This is a genomic window from Pseudomonas sp. NPDC089407 (assembly GCF_044900445.1).
Lineage (GTDB): Bacteria > Pseudomonadota > Gammaproteobacteria > Pseudomonadales > Pseudomonadaceae > Aquipseudomonas.
On the sequence record NZ_JBJDNB010000033.1, the window covers coordinates 57774 to 78184 of the forward strand.

Annotated in this window: 20 protein-coding genes; 15 read left to right on the forward strand and 5 right to left on the reverse strand. The window is 62.5% G+C overall.

The features are described from left to right. Window positions 1–302: 302 nt before the first annotated feature. Together gluQRS and dksA are read right to left on the reverse strand one after the other, a co-directional pair. Complete coding sequence (gene gluQRS, locus ACI2KG_RS22610) at window positions 303–1190, reverse strand: tRNA glutamyl-Q(34) synthetase GluQRS (protein ID WP_404663368.1); 888 nt, start codon at window positions 1188–1190, stop codon at window positions 303–305. 63 nt (window positions 1191–1253) lie between these two features. Continuing rightward, complete coding sequence (gene dksA / locus ACI2KG_RS22615; RefSeq protein WP_016501618.1) at window positions 1254–1700, reverse strand: RNA polymerase-binding protein DksA; 447 nt, start codon at window positions 1698–1700, stop codon at window positions 1254–1256. Window positions 1701–1910: 210 nt separating this feature from the next. Between dksA and ACI2KG_RS22620 the strand changes: the two genes are divergently transcribed. Together ACI2KG_RS22620 and sfsA are read left to right on the forward strand one after the other, a co-directional pair. Beyond that, a complete protein-coding gene (locus ACI2KG_RS22620) occupies window positions 1911–3083 on the forward strand; it encodes a pyridoxal phosphate-dependent aminotransferase (RefSeq protein WP_404663356.1) in 1173 nt (390 codons plus the stop codon). Next, entirely contained in the window at window positions 3083–3796 is a 714-nt protein-coding gene (gene sfsA, locus ACI2KG_RS22625; RefSeq protein ID WP_404663357.1) for a DNA/RNA nuclease SfsA, read from the forward strand. The genes ACI2KG_RS22620 and sfsA overlap by 1 nt, the downstream gene beginning before the upstream one ends. Here sfsA and ACI2KG_RS22630 read toward each other — a convergent pair. Then, window positions 3786–4103 (reverse strand): Rieske (2Fe-2S) protein, encoded by a 318-nt coding sequence (locus ACI2KG_RS22630; protein WP_404663358.1) that lies wholly within the window; start codon window positions 4101–4103, stop codon window positions 3786–3788. The genes sfsA and ACI2KG_RS22630 overlap by 11 nt on opposite strands. A 148-nt stretch (window positions 4104–4251) precedes the next feature. Between ACI2KG_RS22630 and ACI2KG_RS22635 the strand changes: the two genes are divergently transcribed. The 4 genes from ACI2KG_RS22635 (at window position 4252) to ACI2KG_RS22650 (ending at window position 7994) form a co-directional block, all read left to right on the forward strand. Next, window positions 4252–5136, forward strand: a complete 885-nt coding sequence (locus ACI2KG_RS22635; RefSeq protein WP_404663359.1) for a hemin ABC transporter substrate-binding protein — start codon at window positions 4252–4254, stop codon at window positions 5134–5136. A 50-nt stretch (window positions 5137–5186) separates the two neighbouring features. Further along, the gene (locus tag ACI2KG_RS22640) at window positions 5187–6170 is read left to right on the forward strand and encodes a FecCD family ABC transporter permease (protein WP_404663369.1); all 984 of its coding nucleotides are present in this window, start codon (window positions 5187–5189) and stop codon (window positions 6168–6170) included. Next, window positions 6170–6937 (forward strand): heme ABC transporter ATP-binding protein, encoded by a 768-nt coding sequence (locus ACI2KG_RS22645; RefSeq protein WP_404663360.1) that lies wholly within the window; start codon window positions 6170–6172, stop codon window positions 6935–6937. Before ACI2KG_RS22640 ends, ACI2KG_RS22645 begins: the two co-directional genes overlap by 1 nt. A 172-nt stretch (window positions 6938–7109) precedes the next feature. Beyond that, complete coding sequence (locus tag ACI2KG_RS22650) at window positions 7110–7994, forward strand: ChaN family lipoprotein (protein ID WP_404663361.1); 885 nt, start codon at window positions 7110–7112, stop codon at window positions 7992–7994. A 181-nt stretch (window positions 7995–8175) separates the two neighbouring features. On the opposite strand, the gene ACI2KG_RS22655 is transcribed toward ACI2KG_RS22650, so the two are convergent. Together ACI2KG_RS22655 and ACI2KG_RS22660 are read right to left on the reverse strand one after the other, a co-directional pair. Continuing rightward, window positions 8176–8454, reverse strand: a complete 279-nt coding sequence (locus ACI2KG_RS22655) for a TfoX/Sxy family protein (protein ID WP_119371464.1) — start codon at window positions 8452–8454, stop codon at window positions 8176–8178. 223 nt (window positions 8455–8677) lie between these two features. Further along, complete coding sequence (locus tag ACI2KG_RS22660) at window positions 8678–10240, reverse strand: AAA family ATPase (protein WP_404663362.1); 1563 nt, start codon at window positions 10238–10240, stop codon at window positions 8678–8680. A gap of 115 nt (window positions 10241–10355) precedes the next feature. Between ACI2KG_RS22660 and mrcB the strand changes: the two genes are divergently transcribed. The 9 genes from mrcB to msrQ all read left to right on the forward strand — a co-directional run bounded on the left by mrcB (window position 10356) and on the right by msrQ (window position 20233). After that, entirely contained in the window at window positions 10356–12677 is a 2322-nt protein-coding gene (mrcB, locus tag ACI2KG_RS22665) for a penicillin-binding protein 1B (RefSeq protein ID WP_404663363.1), read from the forward strand. Between the two features lie 15 nt (window positions 12678–12692). Beyond that, on the forward strand, window positions 12693–13496 hold the full coding sequence (locus ACI2KG_RS22670; protein ID WP_404663364.1) for a tetratricopeptide repeat protein: 804 nt from the start codon (window positions 12693–12695) through the stop codon (window positions 13494–13496). Then, a complete protein-coding gene (locus tag ACI2KG_RS22675; RefSeq protein ID WP_400618520.1) occupies window positions 13496–13828 on the forward strand; it encodes a YqcC family protein in 333 nt (110 codons plus the stop codon). The genes ACI2KG_RS22670 and ACI2KG_RS22675 overlap by 1 nt, the downstream gene beginning before the upstream one ends. A gap of 408 nt (window positions 13829–14236) precedes the next feature. Continuing rightward, entirely contained in the window at window positions 14237–15961 is a 1725-nt protein-coding gene (locus ACI2KG_RS22680; protein ID WP_404663365.1) for an acetolactate synthase 3 large subunit, read from the forward strand. A gap of 1 nt (window position 15962) precedes the next feature. Continuing rightward, window positions 15963–16454 (forward strand): acetolactate synthase small subunit, encoded by a 492-nt coding sequence (gene ilvN / locus ACI2KG_RS22685; RefSeq protein ID WP_003250040.1) that lies wholly within the window; start codon window positions 15963–15965, stop codon window positions 16452–16454. Window positions 16455–16509: 55 nt separating this feature from the next. Then, entirely contained in the window at window positions 16510–17526 is a 1017-nt protein-coding gene (ilvC, locus tag ACI2KG_RS22690; RefSeq protein ID WP_056795202.1) for a ketol-acid reductoisomerase, read from the forward strand. A gap of 150 nt (window positions 17527–17676) precedes the next feature. Beyond that, window positions 17677–18528 (forward strand): CDP-diacylglycerol--serine O-phosphatidyltransferase, encoded by an 852-nt coding sequence (gene pssA, locus ACI2KG_RS22695; protein WP_201199954.1) that lies wholly within the window; start codon window positions 17677–17679, stop codon window positions 18526–18528. An 80-nt stretch (window positions 18529–18608) separates the two neighbouring features. After that, a complete protein-coding gene (gene msrP, locus ACI2KG_RS22700; RefSeq protein ID WP_404663366.1) occupies window positions 18609–19622 on the forward strand; it encodes a protein-methionine-sulfoxide reductase catalytic subunit MsrP in 1014 nt (337 codons plus the stop codon). Then, window positions 19622–20233 carry a protein-methionine-sulfoxide reductase heme-binding subunit MsrQ gene (msrQ, locus tag ACI2KG_RS22705; RefSeq protein WP_404663367.1) on the forward strand — a complete coding sequence of 204 codons (612 nt, stop codon included), beginning with the start codon at window positions 19622–19624 and terminating at the stop codon, window positions 20231–20233. The genes msrP and msrQ overlap by 1 nt, the downstream gene beginning before the upstream one ends. Window positions 20234–20411: the final 178 nt, after the last annotated feature.

The following is a 20411-nucleotide window of genomic DNA, read 5'->3' on the forward strand; positions in this document are numbered from 1 at the left end:
GTTGGGCGCTGCGGGCTTGGACTTATTATTGGCGCAAATGGCTGGGGGGATGCTAGCGGGAATCGATGGGGTTAGCCAAGGGTTTGAATTTGTTAGGCTTTTGTTTTTCGAAGAGGTACCCAGTTTTCAGCATTATGCGATCCCTGTAGGAGCGGCCTTGTGTCGCGATGGGGCGCGCAGCGGCCCCAGGATTTCAGCTCTGACGCACCTATGCCGGGGCTGCTTTGCAGCCCATCCGACCGGTCCGGCGCCCCGGCAAGGCCGCTCCTACACTGACCGCATTGGCCGGTAAGATCCGAGGCTCAGCGCAAATCAGCCTCTGGCACCGTTGTCCGTTGTGCAATCGCCTCCGGGCGCCACTGCTGGCGGGCCACTGCCAACACTTCAGCCGGCGTCGCCAGCAGCAACCCCGGGTCAGTCTCCTGCCCCAGCGCCCGCAACGCCCGCAACAACAGCGGCGTGGCATGTTCGGCCTGCAGCGGCGGCGAGCGGTACGACTTGCCCAGCTTGTGCCCGTCCGGCTGCACGATCAGCGGAATGTGCAGGTAACGCGGCTGCGAAAAGCCCAGCAACTCTTGCAGGTACAGCTGACGCGGGGTGTTGTCGAGCAGGTCGGCGCCGCGCACGATGTCGGTAACACCCTGCCAGGCATCGTCCAGTACCACCGCCAGCTGATACGCGTACAGCCCGTCGCGGCGCTGGATGACGAAATCGCCCACCTCGCGGCCCAGGTGTTGCTGGTAATCACCTTGCACCCGGTCGGTAAAGCGGTAGATCAGTTCCGGCACCCGCAAGCGTATGGCCGCCCCTTCACGGGCATGCCCGGCGTTGCGGCAAAAGCCCGGGTAGATACCGTTGTAGCCTTCCAACTGCTTGCGTGAGCAGGTGCAGGCATAGGCCAGGCCCATGTTGAACAGGCGGTCGACCACGGCGGCATAGGCGTCGTGGCGCTGGCTCTGGAAAACCACCTCGCCGTCCCATTCCAGGCCGTAACGCTCAAGCGTTTGCAGGATGGCATCGCGCGCGCCGGGCATTTCCCGGGGCGGGTCGGTGTCTTCCATGCGCAGCAGCCAGCGGCCGTTGACAGCGCGGGCATCCAACCAGGAGGCGAGGGCCGCGACCAGCGAGCCAAAGTGCAGGAAGCCGCTGGGGGTGGGGGCGAAACGCCCGATGTAGCTGGAGTCGGTCATGGTCTGGCTAGGCATATAAATGAAACGGGGCGCATGATGCGCCCCGTTCAGGTGGAAGAAAGATCAGCCTTTGCCGACCGTTTTTTCCTTTTTCTCGGCGATTTCCTTGCAGTCGAAGCACAGGTCGGCGGTAGGGCGGGCTTCCAGGCGGCGCAGGCCGATCTCGATGCCGCACGATTCGCACCAGCCGTAGTCTTCGTCCTGAATCTTTTGCAGGGTCTTGTCGATCTTCTTGATCAGCTTGCGCTCGCGGTCACGGTTGCGCAGCTCCAGAGCAAATTCTTCTTCCTGGCTGGCGCGGTCGGCCGGGTCCGGGAAGTTCGCAGCTTCATCCTTCATGTGGTCTACGGTGCGATCCACACTCTGCATGAGCTCGCCTTTCCAGGCGTTGAGAAGCTTGGTGAAATGCTTCTTCATGGGCTCACCCATGTACTCTTCGCCCTTGGTCTCTTTATAGGGCTCGACACCGTACATGGTTTGACCGGTTTTTTGCTTTTCTACGGTGGACATGAATAGACCGCCTCTCACTCATCTGATCCAATGCGCAGGATGCTCCATCTCCGGCGACCGCCGGCCCTGCGACTGCGAGCCGCCGAACTTACCAGATAGATCGGGGGTGCGCTAGCCCGCCCGATCCTGCTTATTGACACCGGCCTGGGCGGGACGTTCGATCGTTTGCAGGGGTAGAATCTCCAGTTTAGTCGCTATTGAGAGAAGGTCATGGCCCATCCCTACAGCGCGCGCAGCCGCGCCATTGAACCCTTCCATGTAATGGCGCTGCTTGCCCGGGCCAACGAGCTGCAGGCGGCGGGGCACGATGTGATCCACCTGGAAATCGGCGAGCCGGATTTCACCACAGCCGCGCCTATCGTAGCTGCTGGCCAGGCCGCGCTGGCCGCGGGGCACACCCGCTACACCGCCGCACGCGGCCTGCCGGCCCTGCGCGAAGCGATTGCCGGCTTTTATGCCCAGCGCTATGGCCTGAGCATAGACCCTGAGCGCATTCTCATTACCCCAGGCGGTTCCGGTGCGCTGCTGCTGGCCAGCAGCCTGCTGGTCGACCCGGGCAGGCACTGGCTGCTGGCCGACCCGGGCTACCCGTGCAACCGCCACTTCCTGCGCCTGGTTGAAGGCGGCGCGCAGCTGGTGCCGGTGGGGCCGGAGGTGAATTACCAACTGACCGAAGATCTGGTCGACCGCTACTGGGACAAAGACACCGTTGGCGCCCTGGTCGCTTCGCCGGCCAACCCCACTGGCACCGTGCTGAACCGAGAAGAGCTCGCCGGCCTGGCCAAGGCCACCCATCAGCGGCATGGCCACCTGGTAGTGGATGAGATCTACCATGGCCTGACCTATGGCATGGATGCGCCCAGCGTGCTTGAGGTGGACGATTCGGCGTTCGTCCTGAATAGTTTTTCCAAGTATTTCGGCATGACCGGCTGGCGCCTGGGCTGGCTGGTGGCGCCGCCTGGCGCAGTGGCCGACCTGGAGAAGCTGGCGCAGAACCTGTACATCAGCGCGCCGAGCATGGCCCAGCACGCCGCATTGGCGTGTTTCCTGCCTGAAACCCTGGCGATCTTCGAAGAACGCCGCGCCGAATTCGCCCGCCGCCGCGACTACTTGTTGCCTGCGCTGCGCGAACTGGGCTTCCGCATTGCCGTCGAACCGCAGGGCGCGTTCTACCTGTACGCCGATATCAGCGCCTTTGGCGGTGACGCGTTCGCCTTCTGCCGGCATTTCCTGGAGACCGAGCACCTGGCCTTTACGCCGGGCCTGGATTTCGGGCGCCACCTGGCCGGGCACCATGTGCGCTTTGCCTATACCCAGAGCCTGCCGCGCCTGGAAGAGGCGGTGCAGCGGATTGCCCGTGGCCTGCGGAGCTGGCAAGGCTGATGCGTTTTTCTCCTGCACTTGAACAAGGCCGCCTGCTGCGTCGCTACAAGCGTTTTCTGGCTGATATCGAATTGGCCAGCGGCGAACAACTGACCATTCACTGCCCGAACACCGGTTCCATGCTCAACTGTATGCTTGAAGGCGGGCAGGTGTGGTTCAGCCGCTCCAACGACCCCAAGCGCAAGCTGCCCGGCACCTGGGAAATCAGCGAAACCCCACAGGGGCGGCTGGCCTGCGTGAATACCGGGCGCGCCAACGGGCTGGTCGAAGAGGCCCTGCGCGCCGGTACCATCACCGAGCTCGCCGGGTTTACCGCACTGAAGCGTGAAGTGGCCTATGGCGAGGAGGGCAGCCGTATCGACTTTCGCCTGGAGTTTGACGGTGCGCCGGCCTACGTCGAGGTCAAGAGCGCGACCTTGGGTTACCCCGACAGCCGCGTCGCGGCGTTCCCCGATGCGGTGACCCAGCGCGGGGCCAAGCACCTGCGCGAATTGGCCAAGCTGGCCAGGCAGGGCGTGCGAGCGGTGCAGCTGTATTGCGTGAACCTGACCGGCGTCGATGCCGTGCGCCCGGCCGAGGAAATTGATACGGCCTATGCCCAGGCCTTGCGGGCCGCGGTGGCGGATGGGGTGGAGGTGCTGGCCTATGGCGTGCGCCTGGACCCCGAAGGCATCGTCATCGACCGCCGCCTACCGGTGCTGCTCAACCCTTGAACCAGATGCCCTGGCTGTCCTCGCGGCAGCCCAAGGCCTGCAGCTGTTCACCTTCACAGGGGCCGGCCACGCATTCCCCGCTTTCAATCAGGAACAGTGCGCCGTGATGGGCGCAGTGGATGAGGCTGGCGCTGTCATCGAGAAACGCGTCTTCTGCCCAGTTCAACGGGATACCCTTGTGCGGGCAGCGGTTGCGGTACAGGAACACCTGCCCCTGGCGGCGTACGCCGAACAGTTCGAGGCCGTCTACGCTGAAGGCGCGGCTTTGGCCTTCGGCCAGGCTGTGTGAAGTACAAAGGAAATGCATGGCAAGGACGACTCGTGAAACAGATGATGGCTTGACGCTTCAATGCGAATAATTATCAAATTGCCCGCATTCGCTGCGCCCGGCTGCCTATGGTGCGCAGTTCCGCCGCCCGCCACAAGGCGTGCACCCTGCCTTTGAAAGGAACCCGATGATGCGTCGTCCAGCCGCTTTGCTCGCCCTGTGTGCAAGCCTTGTGCTCTCTACCCAGGCCCTGGCGGCCGAGCTGCCGCAACGTTGGGTCAGCGCCGGTGGCGCGCTAAGCGAGTGGATAACCGCGTTGGGCGGTGAAGCGCGGCTGGTTGGCGTGGATACCACCAGCCAACACCCAGCCTCGTTGAAAGCACTGCCCAGCGTAGGTTACCAGCGGCAGTTGTCGGCTGAAGGCATTCTCAGCCTGCGCCCGGATGTGCTGGTGGGCACCGAAGAAATGGGCCCGCCGCCGGTACTGGCGCAAATCCGCAAGGCTGGCGTACGGGTGGAACTGTTCTCCAGCAAGGCCGAGCTGGCGGCAGTAGATGCAAATCTCAAGCACCTTGGGCAATTGCTCGGCGCCGAACAGCAAGCGTCCGCATTGTCGGCTGGCTACCACCAGCAGCTGCAAGCGCTGCAAGCCGAGGTCAAGCAGGCTCAAGCCGGGCACAAAGCACCTGGGGTGCTGCTGCTGGTCGGGCATGCCGGGGCCAAGCCGCTGATCGCTGGGCAGGGTACTGCCGGCGACTGGCTACTGGGCCAGGCAGGTGGGCGTAACCTGGCAGAGCATCAGGGCTACAAGAATTTCTCCAACGAGGCATTGGCCGCGCTGGACCCGGATGTGATCGTGTTCTCCGACCGGGCGCTGGCCGATGAGCAGGCCTTGCAGGCACTTTTGAAAGAAAACCCGGCACTGGCCGCAGCGCGTGCCGTGCGTGAGAAGCGCCTGGTATCGCTTGACCCGACACTGCTGGTCGGTGGCCTGGGGCCGCGCCTGCCGGCGACCTTGCAATCGTTGGCAGCTAGCTTCTACCCGGCAGCCAAGGCCAACTTCGTACAATGAAACAGCGGGTACAGCCACGTACGTTGTTCATTTGCCTGAGCCTGCTTTGCCTGTTGGCGGTGTGGCTGTCGCTGGCGCTGGGGCCGGTCAGCTTGCCGCTGTTCGATACCTTGCGCGCGGGGCTGCGCCTGTTGGGCCTGCCAATCGCTGCCGATGGCCTGCAACCGGCCGAGATGATCCTTGGCCAGATCCGCCTGCCGCGCACCCTGCTGGGGCTGGCAGTGGGTGCAGTGCTGGCGCTGTCCGGGGTGGCCATGCAGGGGTTGTTCCGCAACCCGCTGGCCGACCCCGGGTTGGTCGGGGTGGCCGCCGGGGCCGCGATGGGGGCCGCGGTCGCGATCGTCGGCGGTGCCTGGTTTGGCGGCCTGCCGGAGGTTTTCGCGCCTTACTTGCTGTCGTTCTGCGCGTTTGTTGGCGGGCTTGGCGTCACCGCGCTGGTCTACCGCTTTGGGCGTCGCGATGGCCAGACCAATGTCGCCACGATGCTGCTGGCGGGTGTGGCAATGACCGCGTTGGGCGGTGCGGCTGTAGGGCTGTTCTCCTACCTGGCCGATGACGCCACCCTGCGTACGCTGACTTTCTGGAACCTGGGCAGCCTCAATGGCGCCAGCTACGAGCGGCTATGGCCGTTGTTGCTGGTGGCTGCGGGGGTGGCAGTGTGGCTGCCGCGTCGGGCCAAGGCGCTGAATGCTTTGCTGCTGGGTGAGTCTGAGGCGCGCCACCTGGGCGTCGATGTCGAGCGGCTCAAGCGCGAGCTGGTGTTTTGCACGGCGCTGGGCGTTGGCGCTGCGGTGGCGGCTGCCGGGCTGATCGGCTTCATCGGCCTGGTGGTACCGCACCTGGTGCGCTTGCTGGCCGGGCCTGATCACCGCGTGGTGCTGCCGGCCTCGCTGCTGGCCGGTGGCGTACTGATGCTGTTCGCTGACCTGGCGGCACGGCTGCTGTTGGCACCTGCCGAACTGCCGATCGGTATCGTCACGGCCTTCATCGGTGCGCCGTTCTTTCTGTTCCTGCTGATGCGAGGGCGCAGCTGATGTTGCAAGTCGAGGGCCTGCACCTGCGGCGGGGCAACAATGAAGTGCTGCATGACATTCATCTGCGGTTGCACCCCGGGCAGGTGGTGGGTGTGCTCGGCCCCAACGGTGCGGGCAAAAGCAGCCTGCTGGGGGTGCTGTGCGGCGAACTGGCGGCGGACCGTGGCCAGGTGATGCTGCAGGGCCGGCCATTGGAGGACTGGGCCGGGCAGGAGCGGGCCAGGCGCCTGGCGGTGCTGCCGCAGGTGTCCAGCCTGGGCTTTTCGTTCAGGGTCGAGGAAGTGGTGGGCATGGGGCGTATGCCCCATGGCACCGGGCAGCGGCGGGATGCCGAAATCGTCGAGGCAGCGTTGCAGGCGGCGGATGCCTGGCACCTGGTGGAGCGCAGTTACCTGGCCTTGTCCGGTGGCGAGCGGCAGCGGGTGCATCTGGCCCGCGTGCTAGCGCAGTTGTGGCCGGGAGAGGCGGGCGCCACGCTGCTGCTCGACGAACCGACCTCGATGCTCGACCCGCTGCACCAGCACACCACCCTGGAGGCGGTGCGCCGCTTTGCCGACCGTGGCGCTGCGGTGCTGGTGATCCTGCATGACCTGAACCTGGCAGCACGCTACTGTGACCGTATCCTGTTGCTGGAGCAGGGGCGCTGCCATGCGTTTGCCGAGCCTGAAGCGGTGTTGACGCCGGCGGCGTTGAAGGCGGTGTACGGGATCGATGTGCTGGTGCAGCCGCACCCTGAACGGGGGCACCCGCTGATCATCACCCGCTAAGAGTCATGTTGCGCGGTCTTTGTAGGAGCGGCCTTGCGTCGCGACAGGGCCGCAAAGCGGCCCCGACAATTTCTGCATTTGCGCTGAAATCCTGGGGCCGCTCTGCAGCCCTTTCGCGACACAAGGCCGCTCCTACAGGGTCCGCGCAGGCCATCAATGGAGGTAACTACCCATGCGACACCCGCTGCTGTCCGGTTTCTCGCTGTGCCTGCTGCTGACATTGGGTGGCTGCCAGGCCAGCCTGTCGCCGCTGCCTGCCTGGCAAAGCACTGAAGGGCGCACGCATGCCGAACTGGGGCACATCGTCGATCTCGCCAGCGGGCAGGTAATCAGCCCCGAACAGCTCGTGCAGCGCCTGGCTGCCGCACCGCGAGTGCTGGTTGGCGAAAAACACGACAACCCCGACCATCACGCGCTGCAACTATGGCTGCTGCGCGCCCTGCAGGGCCAGCGTGCCCAAGGCAGCCTGTTACTGGAGATGCTGCAACCCGAACAGCAGCCGCTCGTGGACAAGCTTGCGGTGCAACCTTTGCCGGCAGACTTGCCCAAGGCACTGGCCTGGCAGGAAGGCTGGGACTGGCAGTTGTACGGGTCGATCGTGCGCGAAGCCGTGCAACAGCGCATACCTTTGCTGGCCGCCAACCTTTCACCTGGTGAAATGCGCCAGGCCTATCGACAGCCGGCTTCATTGAGCGGTGAAAGGTCCAATGCCCCACCGGTGAAGGCTGCCTTGCTGGAGCAGGTGCGCGCCGGGCATTGCGGCATGCTGCCAGAAAGCCAGCTACCGGCGATGCTGGCCGTGCAGCAGCAGCGTGACCGACGCATGGCCGAGCGTTTGCTGGCAGCGCCACAACCGGCTCTGCTGTTCGCCGGGGCCTATCACGTGCGCAAGGACCTGGGCGTGCCGTTGCACTTGAGTGATCTGGGTGCGCAGGGGCAGAGCGAGGTGCTATTGCTGGCTGAAGTGGGTGAACAGGTCGAGGCAGGGCAGGCGGATTACGTGTGGTACACGGCAGCGATGTCGGAGCAGGATTACTGCGCGCAGCTGAAGCGATAAGGCCGGTCAAACCACAGGCAAAAAAAGACCCGGCAAATGGCCGGGTCAATAACCGTGATTAGCCTGATGAGGAGATAATCTGAGAGTCCGAACCAGGGGCTCTTAGCTTATCCAACCAGTCTCGCGACCAGTTGTGATAATCATAACAATTCTCATTTAGCCGTCAATCCCCTTTTCACGATTATTTTGGATTTTTTTGCGAAGGGCTTTTCGCATCCAGTTGTTGGTTGAGCGCTTCTTTGCGTTCCAGCGGCAAATCGTTCCAGTGCATGTCCAGCAGGGCACCCTCAATGGCATACAACAGCACCTTCGATGCGCGGAACCCTCGTGTCTTCACGGCCTGGTACGCACCCACCGCGCCCAGGCGGCGCAGATCCGATGCACTGTGGATGCCGGCTGCATGCAGCCACTGCGCAGAGGTCTTGCCAAGGTTCTTCAGATGCTGCAATTCATCGTTCATCGAGCCTCCTTGCGATGGCTGAACGGGTCATTGGGAGATAAATCGCGAGCAGGTCAGAGAGGAGTGTAGCGGGGGTTGGGGAATACGCGGCTTTTTGCCATCTGGGGGGATGAGTTGTCCTGTTAGGCCTCTTCGCGGGTAAACCCGCGCCTACACACGGCAGAGGTGAGCCCTTGTAGGCGCGGGTTTACCCGCGAAGAGGCCAGAACAGGCAAAGCTGTACTTACAGGCCCGGCAAACGCTGGCGAATCTGCTCGATCACCTGGTCCATGCTGCCCGCCGCCTGGGTATCAACGCGGGTGCTTTGTACCAACTCCTGCGCATCCAGTGCCTCACGGCTGGCCTGTTGCGCCTTGACCACCTCCAGGGTGGCATCCGACGGGTCGCTGTTCTCCGCCTGGCGCTGCTCCAGCCAGCTGGCGATCACCGCCTCCGGCGCGTGGCAATCGAGGATCAGGAACGGCACACCGGTCTGGCTGGCGACGTCTGCCGCGGCCTGGCGCTGCTCGCGCTTGAGGTAGGTGGCATCCAGCACCACCGGGAAACCGGCACGCAGTACGGTTGCCGCCACTTCATGCAGGCGCTGGTAGGTCGCGGTGCTGGCATCCTGGTCATAGATGCCGGCGCTCAGCTGGCCGGCTTCTGCCTGCTGCTGTTCACCGAACAGGCGCTTGCGCTCCACGTCCGAACGCACGCGCACCGCACCCAGGGCCTCGACCATGCGCATGGCCACGTGGCTTTTGCCCACGGCTGAAACACCGTGGGTGATGGCCAGCAGGCGCGACGGGATGGCGCTGTAGCTTTCCGCCAGGTTGGCGTAATTGCGGTAGGTGCGCAGGGTGGTGGCACGCTGCACGCCATCGGCGTCGGCCGGCAGGCTGAACAGCGCGACCTTGGCCCGCACCAGGGCGCGGTAGGCCTTGTAGAAGTTGAGCAGTTCCAGGCCTTCGTAATCGCCGGTCAGTTCCAGGTACTGGCTGACGAAACGGCGGGCCAGGCACTTCAGGCCGCGGTCTTCCAGGTCCATGGCCAGGAAGCCGGTATCGGCGTAGACGTCGGTCAGGCGGAACGGTTCGTTGAACTCGATGCAGTCGAAGATCACTACCTTGCCATCGATCAGGGTGGCGTTGCCCAGGTGGATGTCACCGTGGCATTCACGGATAAAGCCATTGGCCTTGCGCTTTTCCAGCAGGCCATGCAGGCGCTCGAAGCTGCTGCGGGCCCAGGCCTGCAGGGCGTCGAGTTGCTGCAGGTCGGCCTTGTCGCTGAGGAACGGGCGAATCTGCTCGAAGTTCTGCTCCACCGGCGCCATCACGCTTTCAGGCGTGCCCAGCGGGTGCTCTACTGGCACGCGTGGGGCCTGCAGGTGGAATTCAGCGATCTGCCGGGCCATCTGGTCGATGTGCGTGGCGTTGAGCTCGCCATTGGCCTGCAGGGTGCTGAGCATCTGCCCCTGGGGGAACTGGCGCATCTTCAGCGCGTATTCGATGGCTTCGCCTTCACCGCCGAACTGTGGCGCGTCGACGCTACCGGTGATCGGTAAAACGTCCAGGTACAGGCCTTCGGTCAGGCGCTGGTTCAGGCGTAATTCTTCATTACAGAAATGCTGACGCTGGTCCAGACCGGTGAAGTCGAGGAAGCCGAAGTTCATCGGCTTCTTGATCTTGTAGGCGTACTCGCCCGTGAGCAGGACCCAGGAGATATGCGTCTCGATGAGCTGGAACCCATCCACGGGGTGGGGGTACAGGGCTGGGTTCTGCAACGCAGTAATAAGAGCTTGGCTCACGGCAAATCCTTCCGGGGGCAGGGAATTCGAATGCGCCATTATGGTCAATGGTGCCGTCCCTGCCTACCGCCGGGCCGTCTGCCCAGCCTTTATAAAGTGCGTATAATCCGCCGCCATGACCCGAACCCGAAATCCCCGTACCCCTCAGAAACGCCCGACCGGCCGCTCCCGCGCCTGGCTGGGCTGGGCTTTGAAGCTCAGCCTGGTAGGCCTGGTGATCGTCGCTGGTTTCGCGGTTTACCTCGATGCCGTCGTCCAGGAGAAGTTTTCTGGCAAGCGCTGGACCATCCCGGCCAAGGTGTATGCCCGGCCGCTGGAGCTGTTCACCGGCCAGAAACTGAGCAAAAGCGACTTCCTCACCGAGCTCGATGCGCTTGGCTATCGCCGTGAAAGCGCCGCCAACGGCCCAGGTGCTGCGTCGGTCAATGGCAATACCGTCGACCTCAACACACGTGGCTTCCAGTTCTACGAGGGCATGGAGCCGGCGCAGTTCGTGCGCGTGCGCTTCTCTGGCGATTACGTGGCCGGCCTTTCCAGTGCCAACGGCAAGGCGCTCGACGTCGTGCGTCTGGAACCGCTGATGATCGGCGGCATCTACCCGAAAAACCTCGAAGACCGCATCCTGATCAAGATCGACCAGGTGCCCAAGTACCTGCTCGAAACCCTGGTGGCCACGGAGGACCGCGACTTCTACAGCCACTTCGGCGTGTCGCCCAAGTCCATCGCCCGGGCCATGTGGGTCAACACTTCGTCCGGCTCGATGCGCCAGGGCGGCAGTACCCTGACCCAGCAGCTGGTGAAGAACTTCTACCTTACCAGTGAGCGCAGCCTTAGCCGCAAACTGACCGAGGCGATGATGGCGATGCTGCTTGAGCTGCATTACGACAAGCGCGAAATCCTTGAGGCCTACCTCAACGAGGTGTTCGTCGGCCAGGACGGCCAGCGTGCCGTGCATGGCTTCGGCCTGGCCAGCCAGTTCTTCTTCAGCCAGCCGCTGTCCGAACTCAAGCTACACCAGGTCGCCTTGTTGGTGGGCATGGTCAAAGGCCCGTCCTATTACAACCCGCGGCGCTACCCCGACCGCGCCCTGGCCCGGCGTAATCTGGTGCTCGACCTGGTGGCCGAGCAAGGCGTGGCCAGCCAGGCCGAAGTCGACGCGGCGAAGAAGATGCCACTGGGCGTGACCAAGCGCGGCAGCCTCGCCGACAGCTCGTTCCCGGCCTTCCTCGACCTGGTCAAGCGTCAGCTGCGCCAGGACTACCGCGACGAAGACTTGACCGAAGAAGGCCTACGCATCTTCACCAGCTTTGACCCGATCCTGCAGATGAAGGCCGAAACCTCGATGAGCGAGACCTTCAAGCGCCTGGCCGGTCGCAAAGGGGCTGACGAGGTGGAGTCGGCAATGGTCGTGACCAACCCTGAAACCGGTGAGGTGCAGGCGCTGATCGGCAGCCGTCAGGCGGGCTTTGCCGGCTTCAACCGGGCCATCGACGCGGTGCGGCCAATTGGCTCGTTGGTCAAGCCGTCGGTCTACCTGACCGCGTTGGAGCAGCCGAGCAAGTTCACCCTGACCAGCTGGGTGCAGGACGAGCCGTTTTCGGTCAAAGGTGCCGATGGCCAGGTCTGGCGCCCGCAAAACTACGACCGTCGCCCGCACGGCACCATTTACCTGTACCAAGGGCTGGCCAACTCCTACAACCTGTCGACCGCCAAGCTCGGCCTGGAAGTGGGCGTGCCGAATGTGATCAAGACCATCGGCCGGCTGGGCGTGAACGTTGACTGGAAGCCGTTCCCGGCAATGCTGCTGGGGGCCGGTGGCATGTCGCCCATGCAGGTCGCGACCATGTACCAGACCATCGCCAACGGTGGCTTCAATACGCCGATGCGCGGTATTCGCAGCGTGCTGACGGCCGAGGGCGAGCCGCTCAAGCGCTACCCGTTCCAGATACAGCAAACCTTCGACCCGGGTGCCATCTACCTGGTGCAGAACGCCATGCAGCGAGTAATGCGCGAAGGTACCGGGCGTTCGGTGTACAACACCCTGCCGCGCTCGCTGACCTTGGCGGGCAAGACCGGTACCAGTAACGACTCCCGCGACAGCTGGTTCTCCGGCTTCAGCCAGGACCTGCTGGCGGTGGTGTGGATGGGCCGCGACGATAATGGCAAGACGCCGTTCACCGGCGCCACCGGTGCCTTGCAGGTGTGGACCAGCTTCATGAAAAAGGCCGACCCGCTGCCACTGGATATGCCACAGCCGGACAACGTGGTGCAGGCCTGGATCGACCCCTACACTGGCCACGGGTCTGACGGTAGCTGTCCGGGAGCGGTGCAGATGCCGTATATTCGCGGCAGTGAACCGCCCGCCGGCGCGACCTGTGGCGGCGAGCAGAATCCCGCCGAATCGGTCATGGACTGGGTCAAGGGCTGGATGAATTAAGCACAGGCTGCATTGATGAGGTGTGATGTGAACAAGTGGCTGTTTCCTGCCGTGACGGCGCTGGTGGTGCTCCAGGGGTGCTCCAGCGTCCCGCGCGGCAATATCCCCGTGGTCGATTCGAGCACCCGCGTGTCCAACAGCGAACGCGTGACGGCCAACCGCCCGGCGGGTGGCTACAACGCGGGCACTGCGCAAGCGCAAACGCTGCCAGAGGATTCCGGCGTTACCGTGATGATCCCGCAGGGCGCAGGCGCCTCGGGCATCCAGACGTTCCCGGCGGCCAACGGCGCAGCGCCGATCAGCACCTCGCCGATCACGCCGGGCCCGATTACTACCGGGCCGGTAACTTCGGCACCGATGACCACCAATCCGAACCCGATCGCCGATGAACCGTTCGATATCGCCTCGATGAACAGTGCCCCGGCTGCCAGCAGTGCACCAACCGGCATTCCGCGCAGCACGCCCGCTGCCGGTGGCCTGTCGGCTGACGAGCAGCTGGACGGCCCGGTGCTGGCACTGCTGACCACCGCCAAGACCCAGCAGGGCAGTGGCGACTTCAACGGCGCCGCGTCCAGCCTGGAACGTGCCCAGCGCATCGCCCCGCGCGAGCCGCAGGTGCTGTACCGCCTGGCCCAGGTGCGCCTGTCGCAAGGTGATGCGCCGCAGGCCGAGCAGCTGGCGCGTCGCGCCCTGACCTACGCCAACGGCCGCCCGAGCCTGCAGGCCGAACTGTGGAACACCATCGCCCAGGCCCGTGAAAAGCAGGGTGACAGCGCGGGTGCTGCACTGGCCCGGCAAAAGGCACGGGTCAATTCGTGATGATCGAGCAACGTATTCTGGATATCGCCGACCATCTGCTGCTGATCGAGCGTGAACTGCAGGTACAAGGCTGGTGGGATGACGAGCCGCCGAGCGACGAGGCATTGGCCAGTACCATCCCGTTCGCCGTCGATACGCTGCGTTTCGAGCAATGGCTGCAATGGATTTTCCTGCAGCGTATGAAGATCATCATCGAGCTCGGTCAGCCGCTGCCCAACGCCTCCAGCATCCTGGTCATGGCCGAAACGGTGTTTGTCGACCGGCCGGAGCAAAGTCGTGAGTTGCGCCGCCTGTTGGCAGCTTTTGACCAATTGATCGCTCCTTCCGCCTGATTTCTTCAGTTTTTCCTTCAAGGGCCGCAGATTGTGGCCCTTTTTTGTGGAAATCTTATTAATTCTGCTGCTGAAGCGATTTTTAGTGGTGGCAGGAATTCATCTTGGGGAAAAATTGGCAATAATTTTTCTTGACTTGTAGCCGCCAAATCACAAGAATCCAACTTCCGCTGTAGTGGGACTGCCAGAAGCAGACCCGCTAAGCAGATCATGAGGTGCATACCCGCGCCGACCTGTTACACCCCGCAACGCGTTACCTCGCGCTGGGTGGGAAAGCCCCGCAACACTCAGGGGTGCTCCCAATACTTGCTCAGTCAGTGCTGACGTTCGCTCATGCTCTGCTTGGCAGTAAACCTATTAAGACCCGTCCAGTGAGGGCGGTATTCTGGCGTTTTAGAGGTGAACAACGTGGAGCTTTTATCTGGCGCTGAGATGGTCGTCCGCTTCTTGCGTGACGAAGGCGTTAAGCACATCTACGGGTACCCTGGTGGTGCTCTCCTGCATGTTTACGACGCCCTGTTCAAAGAACCGGAAGTGGAACACATCCTGGTTCGCCACGAGCAGGCGGCAACCCATATGGCGGACGGCTACGCCCGCGCCACCGGCAAGGCCGGTGTGGTGCTGGTAACCTCCGGCCCGGGCGCGACCAATGCCATTACCGGCATTGCCACCGCCTACATGGACTCGATTCCGATGGTCATCCTGTCCGGCCAGGTGCCTAGCACCATGGTAGGTACCGATGCCTTCCAGGAAACCGACATGATCGGTATCTCGCGGCCGATCGTGAAGCACAGCTTCATGATCAAGAACCCGACCGAGATCCCTGAAGTTCTGAAAAAAGCGTTCTACCTGGCGCAATCCGGTCGCCCAGGTCCAGTCGTGGTCGACATTCCAAAAGACATGACCAACCCGGCTGAGAAGTTCGAATACGTCTACCCGAAAAAGGTCAAGCTGCGTTCCTACAGCCCAGCGGTCCGTGGCCACTCCGGCCAGATCCGCAAAGCTGCAGAAATGCTGCTGGCGGCCAAGCGCCCGATCGTCTACGCCGGTGGTGGCGTGATCCTCGGCGGTGGCTCCGAAGCCCTGACCGAAATCGCCAAGTCGCTGAACCTGCCCGTCACCAATACCCTGATGGGTCTGGGCGGGTTCCCGGGTACCGACCGCCAGTTCCTCGGCATGCTCGGCATGCATGGCAGCTACACCGCCAACATGGCCATGCACAATGCCGACGTGATCTTCGCCGTCGGTGCGCGTTTCGACGACCGCGTGGTCAACGGCCCGGCCAAGTTCTGCCCGAACGCCAAGATCATCCATGTCGATATCGACCCGGCGTCGATCTCAAAGATGATCAAGGCCGACGTGCCTATCGTTGGGCCGGTCGACAGTGTGCTCAGCGAAATGCTCGGCATCCTCAAGGAAATCGGCGAGCAGCCTGACAAGGCGGCGTTGGACGGCTGGTGGAGGCAGATCGACGAATGGCGTGGCAATGGCGAACTGTTCCCTTACGACAAGGGCGACGGCAACGTCATCAAACCGCAAAAAGTGATCGAGACCCTGTGCGAAGTGACCAACGGCGATGCCTTCGTCACCTCCGATGTGGGCCAGCACCAGATGTTCGCGGCGCAGTACTACCGCTTCAACAAGCCGAACCGCTGGATCAACTCCGGTGGCCTGGGCACCATGGGCTTCGGCTTCCCGGCGGCGATGGGCGTCAAGCTCAACTTCCCCGACCAGGACGTTGCCTGCGTGACCGGTGAAGGCAGCATCCAGATGAACATCCAGGAGCTGTCCACCTGCATGCAGTACGGCCTGCCGGTGAAGATCGTCAACCTGAACAACGGTGTGTTGGGCATGGTCCGCCAGTGGCAGGACATGGCCTACAACGGTCGCCACTCGCACTCGTACGTGGAGTCGCTGCCTGACTTCATCAAGCTGGCCGAGGCCTATGGCCATGTGGGTATCCGCATCACCAGCCTGAAGGACCTCAAGCCGAAGCTGGAAGAAGCGTTTGCGATGAAGGACCGCCTGGTGTTCATCGACATCGCGGTTGACCGCAGTGAGCACGTCTATCCGATGCAGATCAAGGATGGCTCGATGCGTGACATGTGGCTGAGCAAGACGGAGCGTACCTGATATGCGGCATATCATTTCCCTGCTGCTGGAAAACGAACCCGGTGCTCTGTCCCGTGTGGTCGGCCTGTTCTCCCAGCGCAACTACAACATTGAAAGCCTGACCGTGGCGCCGACCGAAGACCCGACCCTGTCGCGTCTGACGCTGACCACCGTTGGCCATGACGAAGTGATCGAGCAGATCACCAAGAACCTGAACAAGCTGGTCGAAGTGGTCAAGCTTGTCGACCTGTCGGAAAGCGCTCACATCGAGCGTGAACTGATGCTGGTCAAGGTCAAGGCCACCGGTGCCCAGCGCGCCGAGATCAAGCGCACCACGGATATCTTCCGTGGCCAGATCGTCGATGTGACCGCCAGCGTGTACACCGTACAGTTGAGCGGTACCAGCGACAAACTGGACAGCTTCATCCAGGCGATCGGCACTGCATCGATTCTCGAAACCGTGCGCAGCGGCGTTACCGGCATTGCCCGTGGCGACAAAGTGCTCAGCATCTAAATTCAAAAATTAGCGATGGCTCCGCAGGGGCCGAGATATAACCAGGGGTATTTTCATGAAAGTTTTCTACGATAAAGACTGCGACCTTTCCATCATCCAGGGCAAGAAAGTCGCCATCATCGGTTACGGTTCCCAAGGCCACGCCCAAGCGTGCAACCTGAAAGACTCCGGTGTAGACGTTACCGTCGGTCTGCGTAAAGGTTCGGCTACCGTTGCCAAGGCTGAAGCCCACGGCCTGAAAGTTGCTGACGTTGCTACCGCTGTCGCTGCGGCTGACCTGGTGATGATCCTGACCCCGGACGAGTTCCAGGGCGCTCTGTACAAGAACGAAATCGAGCCGAACATCAAGAAGGGCGCTACCCTGGCCTTCTCCCACGGTTTCTCGATCCACTACAACCAGGTTGTACCGCGTGCCGACCTCGACGTGATCATGATCGCGCCGAAAGCCCCGGGCCACACCGTGCGCTCCGAGTTCGTCAAAGGCGGCGGCATCCCTGACCTGATCGCTATCTACCAGGACGCGTCCGGCAACGCCAAGAACGTCGCCCTGTCCTACGCTGCTGGCGTGGGTGGCGGCCGTACCGGCATCATCGAAACCACCTTCAAGGACGAGACCGAAACCGACCTGTTCGGTGAGCAGGCTGTTCTGTGCGGCGGTACCGTCGAGCTGGTCAAAGCCGGTTTCGAAACCCTGGTTGAAGCTGGCTACGCGCCAGAAATGGCCTACTTCGAGTGCCTGCACGAGCTGAAGCTGATCGTTGACCTCATGTACGAAGGCGGCATCGCCAACATGAACTACTCGATCTCCAACAACGCCGAGTACGGTGAGTACGTCACTGGTCCGGAAGTCATCAACGAAGAATCCCGCAAGGCCATGCGCAACGCTCTGAAGCGCATCCAGGACGGCGAGTACGCGAAGATGTTCATCTCCGAAGGCGCTACCAACTACCCATCGATGACCGCCAAGCGTCGTAACAACGCTTCGCACGGCATCGAGATCATCGGTGAGCAACTGCGCTCGATGATGCCTTGGATCTCGGCGAACAAGATCGTCGACAAAGCCAAGAACTAAGTAACAACGCAACATGAAAAACGCGGCTTCGGCCGCGTTTTTTCGTTCTGGCAGCCTGCTTCTGGTATAAAGCAGACCAGTGGCCCGCCGTCAGAACCTGTTTCGTGGGCCCGTGTCGAACATTTTCCATCCTGTTGCAAGGTACCCTCCATGAGCGAACGTCCCGAAGAGCCGAACAAGCCCTCCGACGCCGAAAGCCTGCTACCGATCGACGAGCACGTTGAAGAAGGGCATGACGCCGAAGGCCGCAAGGTGCGCCACCGCGGCATCTACCTGCTGCCCAACCTGTTCACCACCGCTAACCTGTTTGCCGGCTTTTATTCCATCATCAGTTCAATGAGCGCACAGAGCGCCCTGAGCGCGGGTGACCCTCGCGAGGCGAGCAAGTATTTCGCCTTTGCCGCCATCGCCATCTTCGTGGCCATGGTGCTCGACGGCCTGGACGGCCGTGTTGCGCGCATGACCAATACCCAGAGCGCCTTCGGTGCAGAGTACGACTCGCTGTCGGACATGGTCGCCTTCGGCGTGGCCCCGGCCTTGCTGGCCTTCGGCTGGGCACTGGGTGACATGGGCAAGGTCGGCTGGATGGTCGCCTTCATCTATGTAGCCGGTGCGGCGCTGCGCCTGGCGCGCTTCAACACCCAGGTCGGTACCGCCGACAAGCGTTACTTCATCGGCTTGGCCAGCCCGGCTGCCGCTGGCGTGGTGGCGGGGACTGTCTGGGCGTTCAGCGACTACGGCATCCAGGGTTCCAAGCTGTCGTTCCTGGTCGCGCTGCTGGTGGCTGCTGCCGGCATGCTGATGGTCAGCAACATCAAGTACAACAGCTTCAAAGAGCTGGACCTTAAAGGCCGCGTACCGTTCGTGGCGATTCTGGCCGTGGTGTTGGTGTTTGCTGTGGTGTTCAGCGACCCGCCGCGCATCCTGCTGCTGATCTTCCTCGCCTACGCGGCATCGGGGCCGATCCAGTTCCTGCTCAAGGCGCGCCGGCGTAAAGCGTGAAAAATCGCTTAACGCTGGAATAACCCTCCGGCTCCATAGTCTTACTGGTACATCCGTCATCCAGTGCTGTGGAGCCGCCCATGCTCATCAAGCTTCCCCGGTCATCCGAATGCAAAGCATCGGAGATCACCCCCGAAGGTATCTACCTTTCCCGTCGTACCCTGTTGGGTGGCTCGCTGGCCGGTTTGGCCCTGGGCGCTCTGCCAGGTATTGGCCATGCGGCCGAAGCCAGCCGTTACGCCGATGTTGCGCCGGGCAAGGCGCCTGGCTGGTTCAGTGAAAAGCTGGCGGCCACGCAATGGCAGGCAGTCACGGTCAAGGGTGAGGCGATCACGCCGTTCAAGGACGCTACCCACTACAACAACTTCTATGAGTTCGGGCCCGACAAGGGCGACCCCGCGGCCAATGGCGACAGCCTGAAGACCGAACCGTGGTCGATAGTGGTGGATGGTGAAGTCGGCAAGCCTGGGCGCTATGCGCTGGAAGACTTCGTAAAACCCTACCAGCTTGAAGAGCGCATTTATCGGCTGCGTTGCGTTGAGGCGTGGTCGATGGTCATTCCGTGGCTGGGGTTCCCCTTGGCACAAGTGCTCAAGCAGGTCGAACCGACTTCCAGGGCTCGCTACGTGCGCTTCGAGACATTGAAGGACCCAGAACATATGCCGGGGCAACGCTCGGGCTTCGCCCTGATCGACTGGCCATATAGAGAAGGCTTGCGTCTGGATGAGGCGATGCATCCATTGGCCATTCTGGCCGTTGGCATGTATGGGCGGGAGCTTGCCAACCAGAACGGTGCGCCGCTGCGCTTGGTGGTGCCGTGGAAGTATGGCTTCAAGAGCATCAAGTCGATCGTCCGTATCAGCCTGGTGGCAGAGCAACCGGACACTACCTGGGAAGGATTGGCGCCGGATGAGTACGGCTTCTACGCCAATGTAAACCCGAATGTCGATCACCCGCGCTGGAGCCAGGCGCGTGAGCGGCGTTTGCCCAGCGGGTTGTTCAGCCCGAACGTGCGGGAAACGCAGATGTTCAATGGCTACGCCGATGAAGTGGCGTCGCTGTACGCCGGGCTTGATCTGCGGAAGAACTATTGATGCGCTACCCCTGGTTTCGCCTGGCCATTTTTGTGGTGGGGTGCCTGTTCCCTGCGTGGTGGTTGTATGAGGCCGCGATGAACCTGTTGGGGCCTGATCCCGGGAAGATCATGATGGATCGTCTGGGGCTTGGGGCGCTGACCTTCCTGCTGGTGACCTTGGGCATGACACCGCTGCAGAAGTTGACAGGGTGGTCGGGCTGGATTGTGGTGCGCCGGCAGCTGGGGTTGTGGGTGTTTGCTTATATTGTGCTGCACATTCTGGCTTACCTGTTCTTTATCCTGGGGCTGGATTGGGGTCAGTTGGCGGTGGAGTTGCGCAAGCGGCCCTACATTATTGTCGGGGCGTTGGGGTTTCTTGGGTTATTGGCATTGGCGGTTACCTCGAACCGGTATAGCCAGCGGCGGCTTGGGGCGCGGTGGAAGAAGCTGCACAGGTTGGTGTATGTGGTGCTGGGGTTGGGGTTGCTGCACTTTTTGTGGATTGTTCGCTCGGATCTGCGGGAGTGGGCGGTGTATGCGTTTATTGGGGTTGTGTTGATGGGGTTGAGGATTCCGGCGGTTTCGCGGGTGCTGCCCAGGCTGGTGAGAAAGCAGGGTAGGGTGGTTTGAGGTATGAGCGGGGCTGCGGGGTGCCTGCCTTGGGATTGAGCTGGTTTTGAGAGGTGCCCGCCACAACACATTCAGCGCCTGTCAGATCGAGCGCCGCCCGCGCGGCGCTTCGCGGGACAAGCCCGCTCCCACAGTCTGTTTCGGGCCAGTCTCTTCTGTGAGGTCTCCGCTGCCCGCC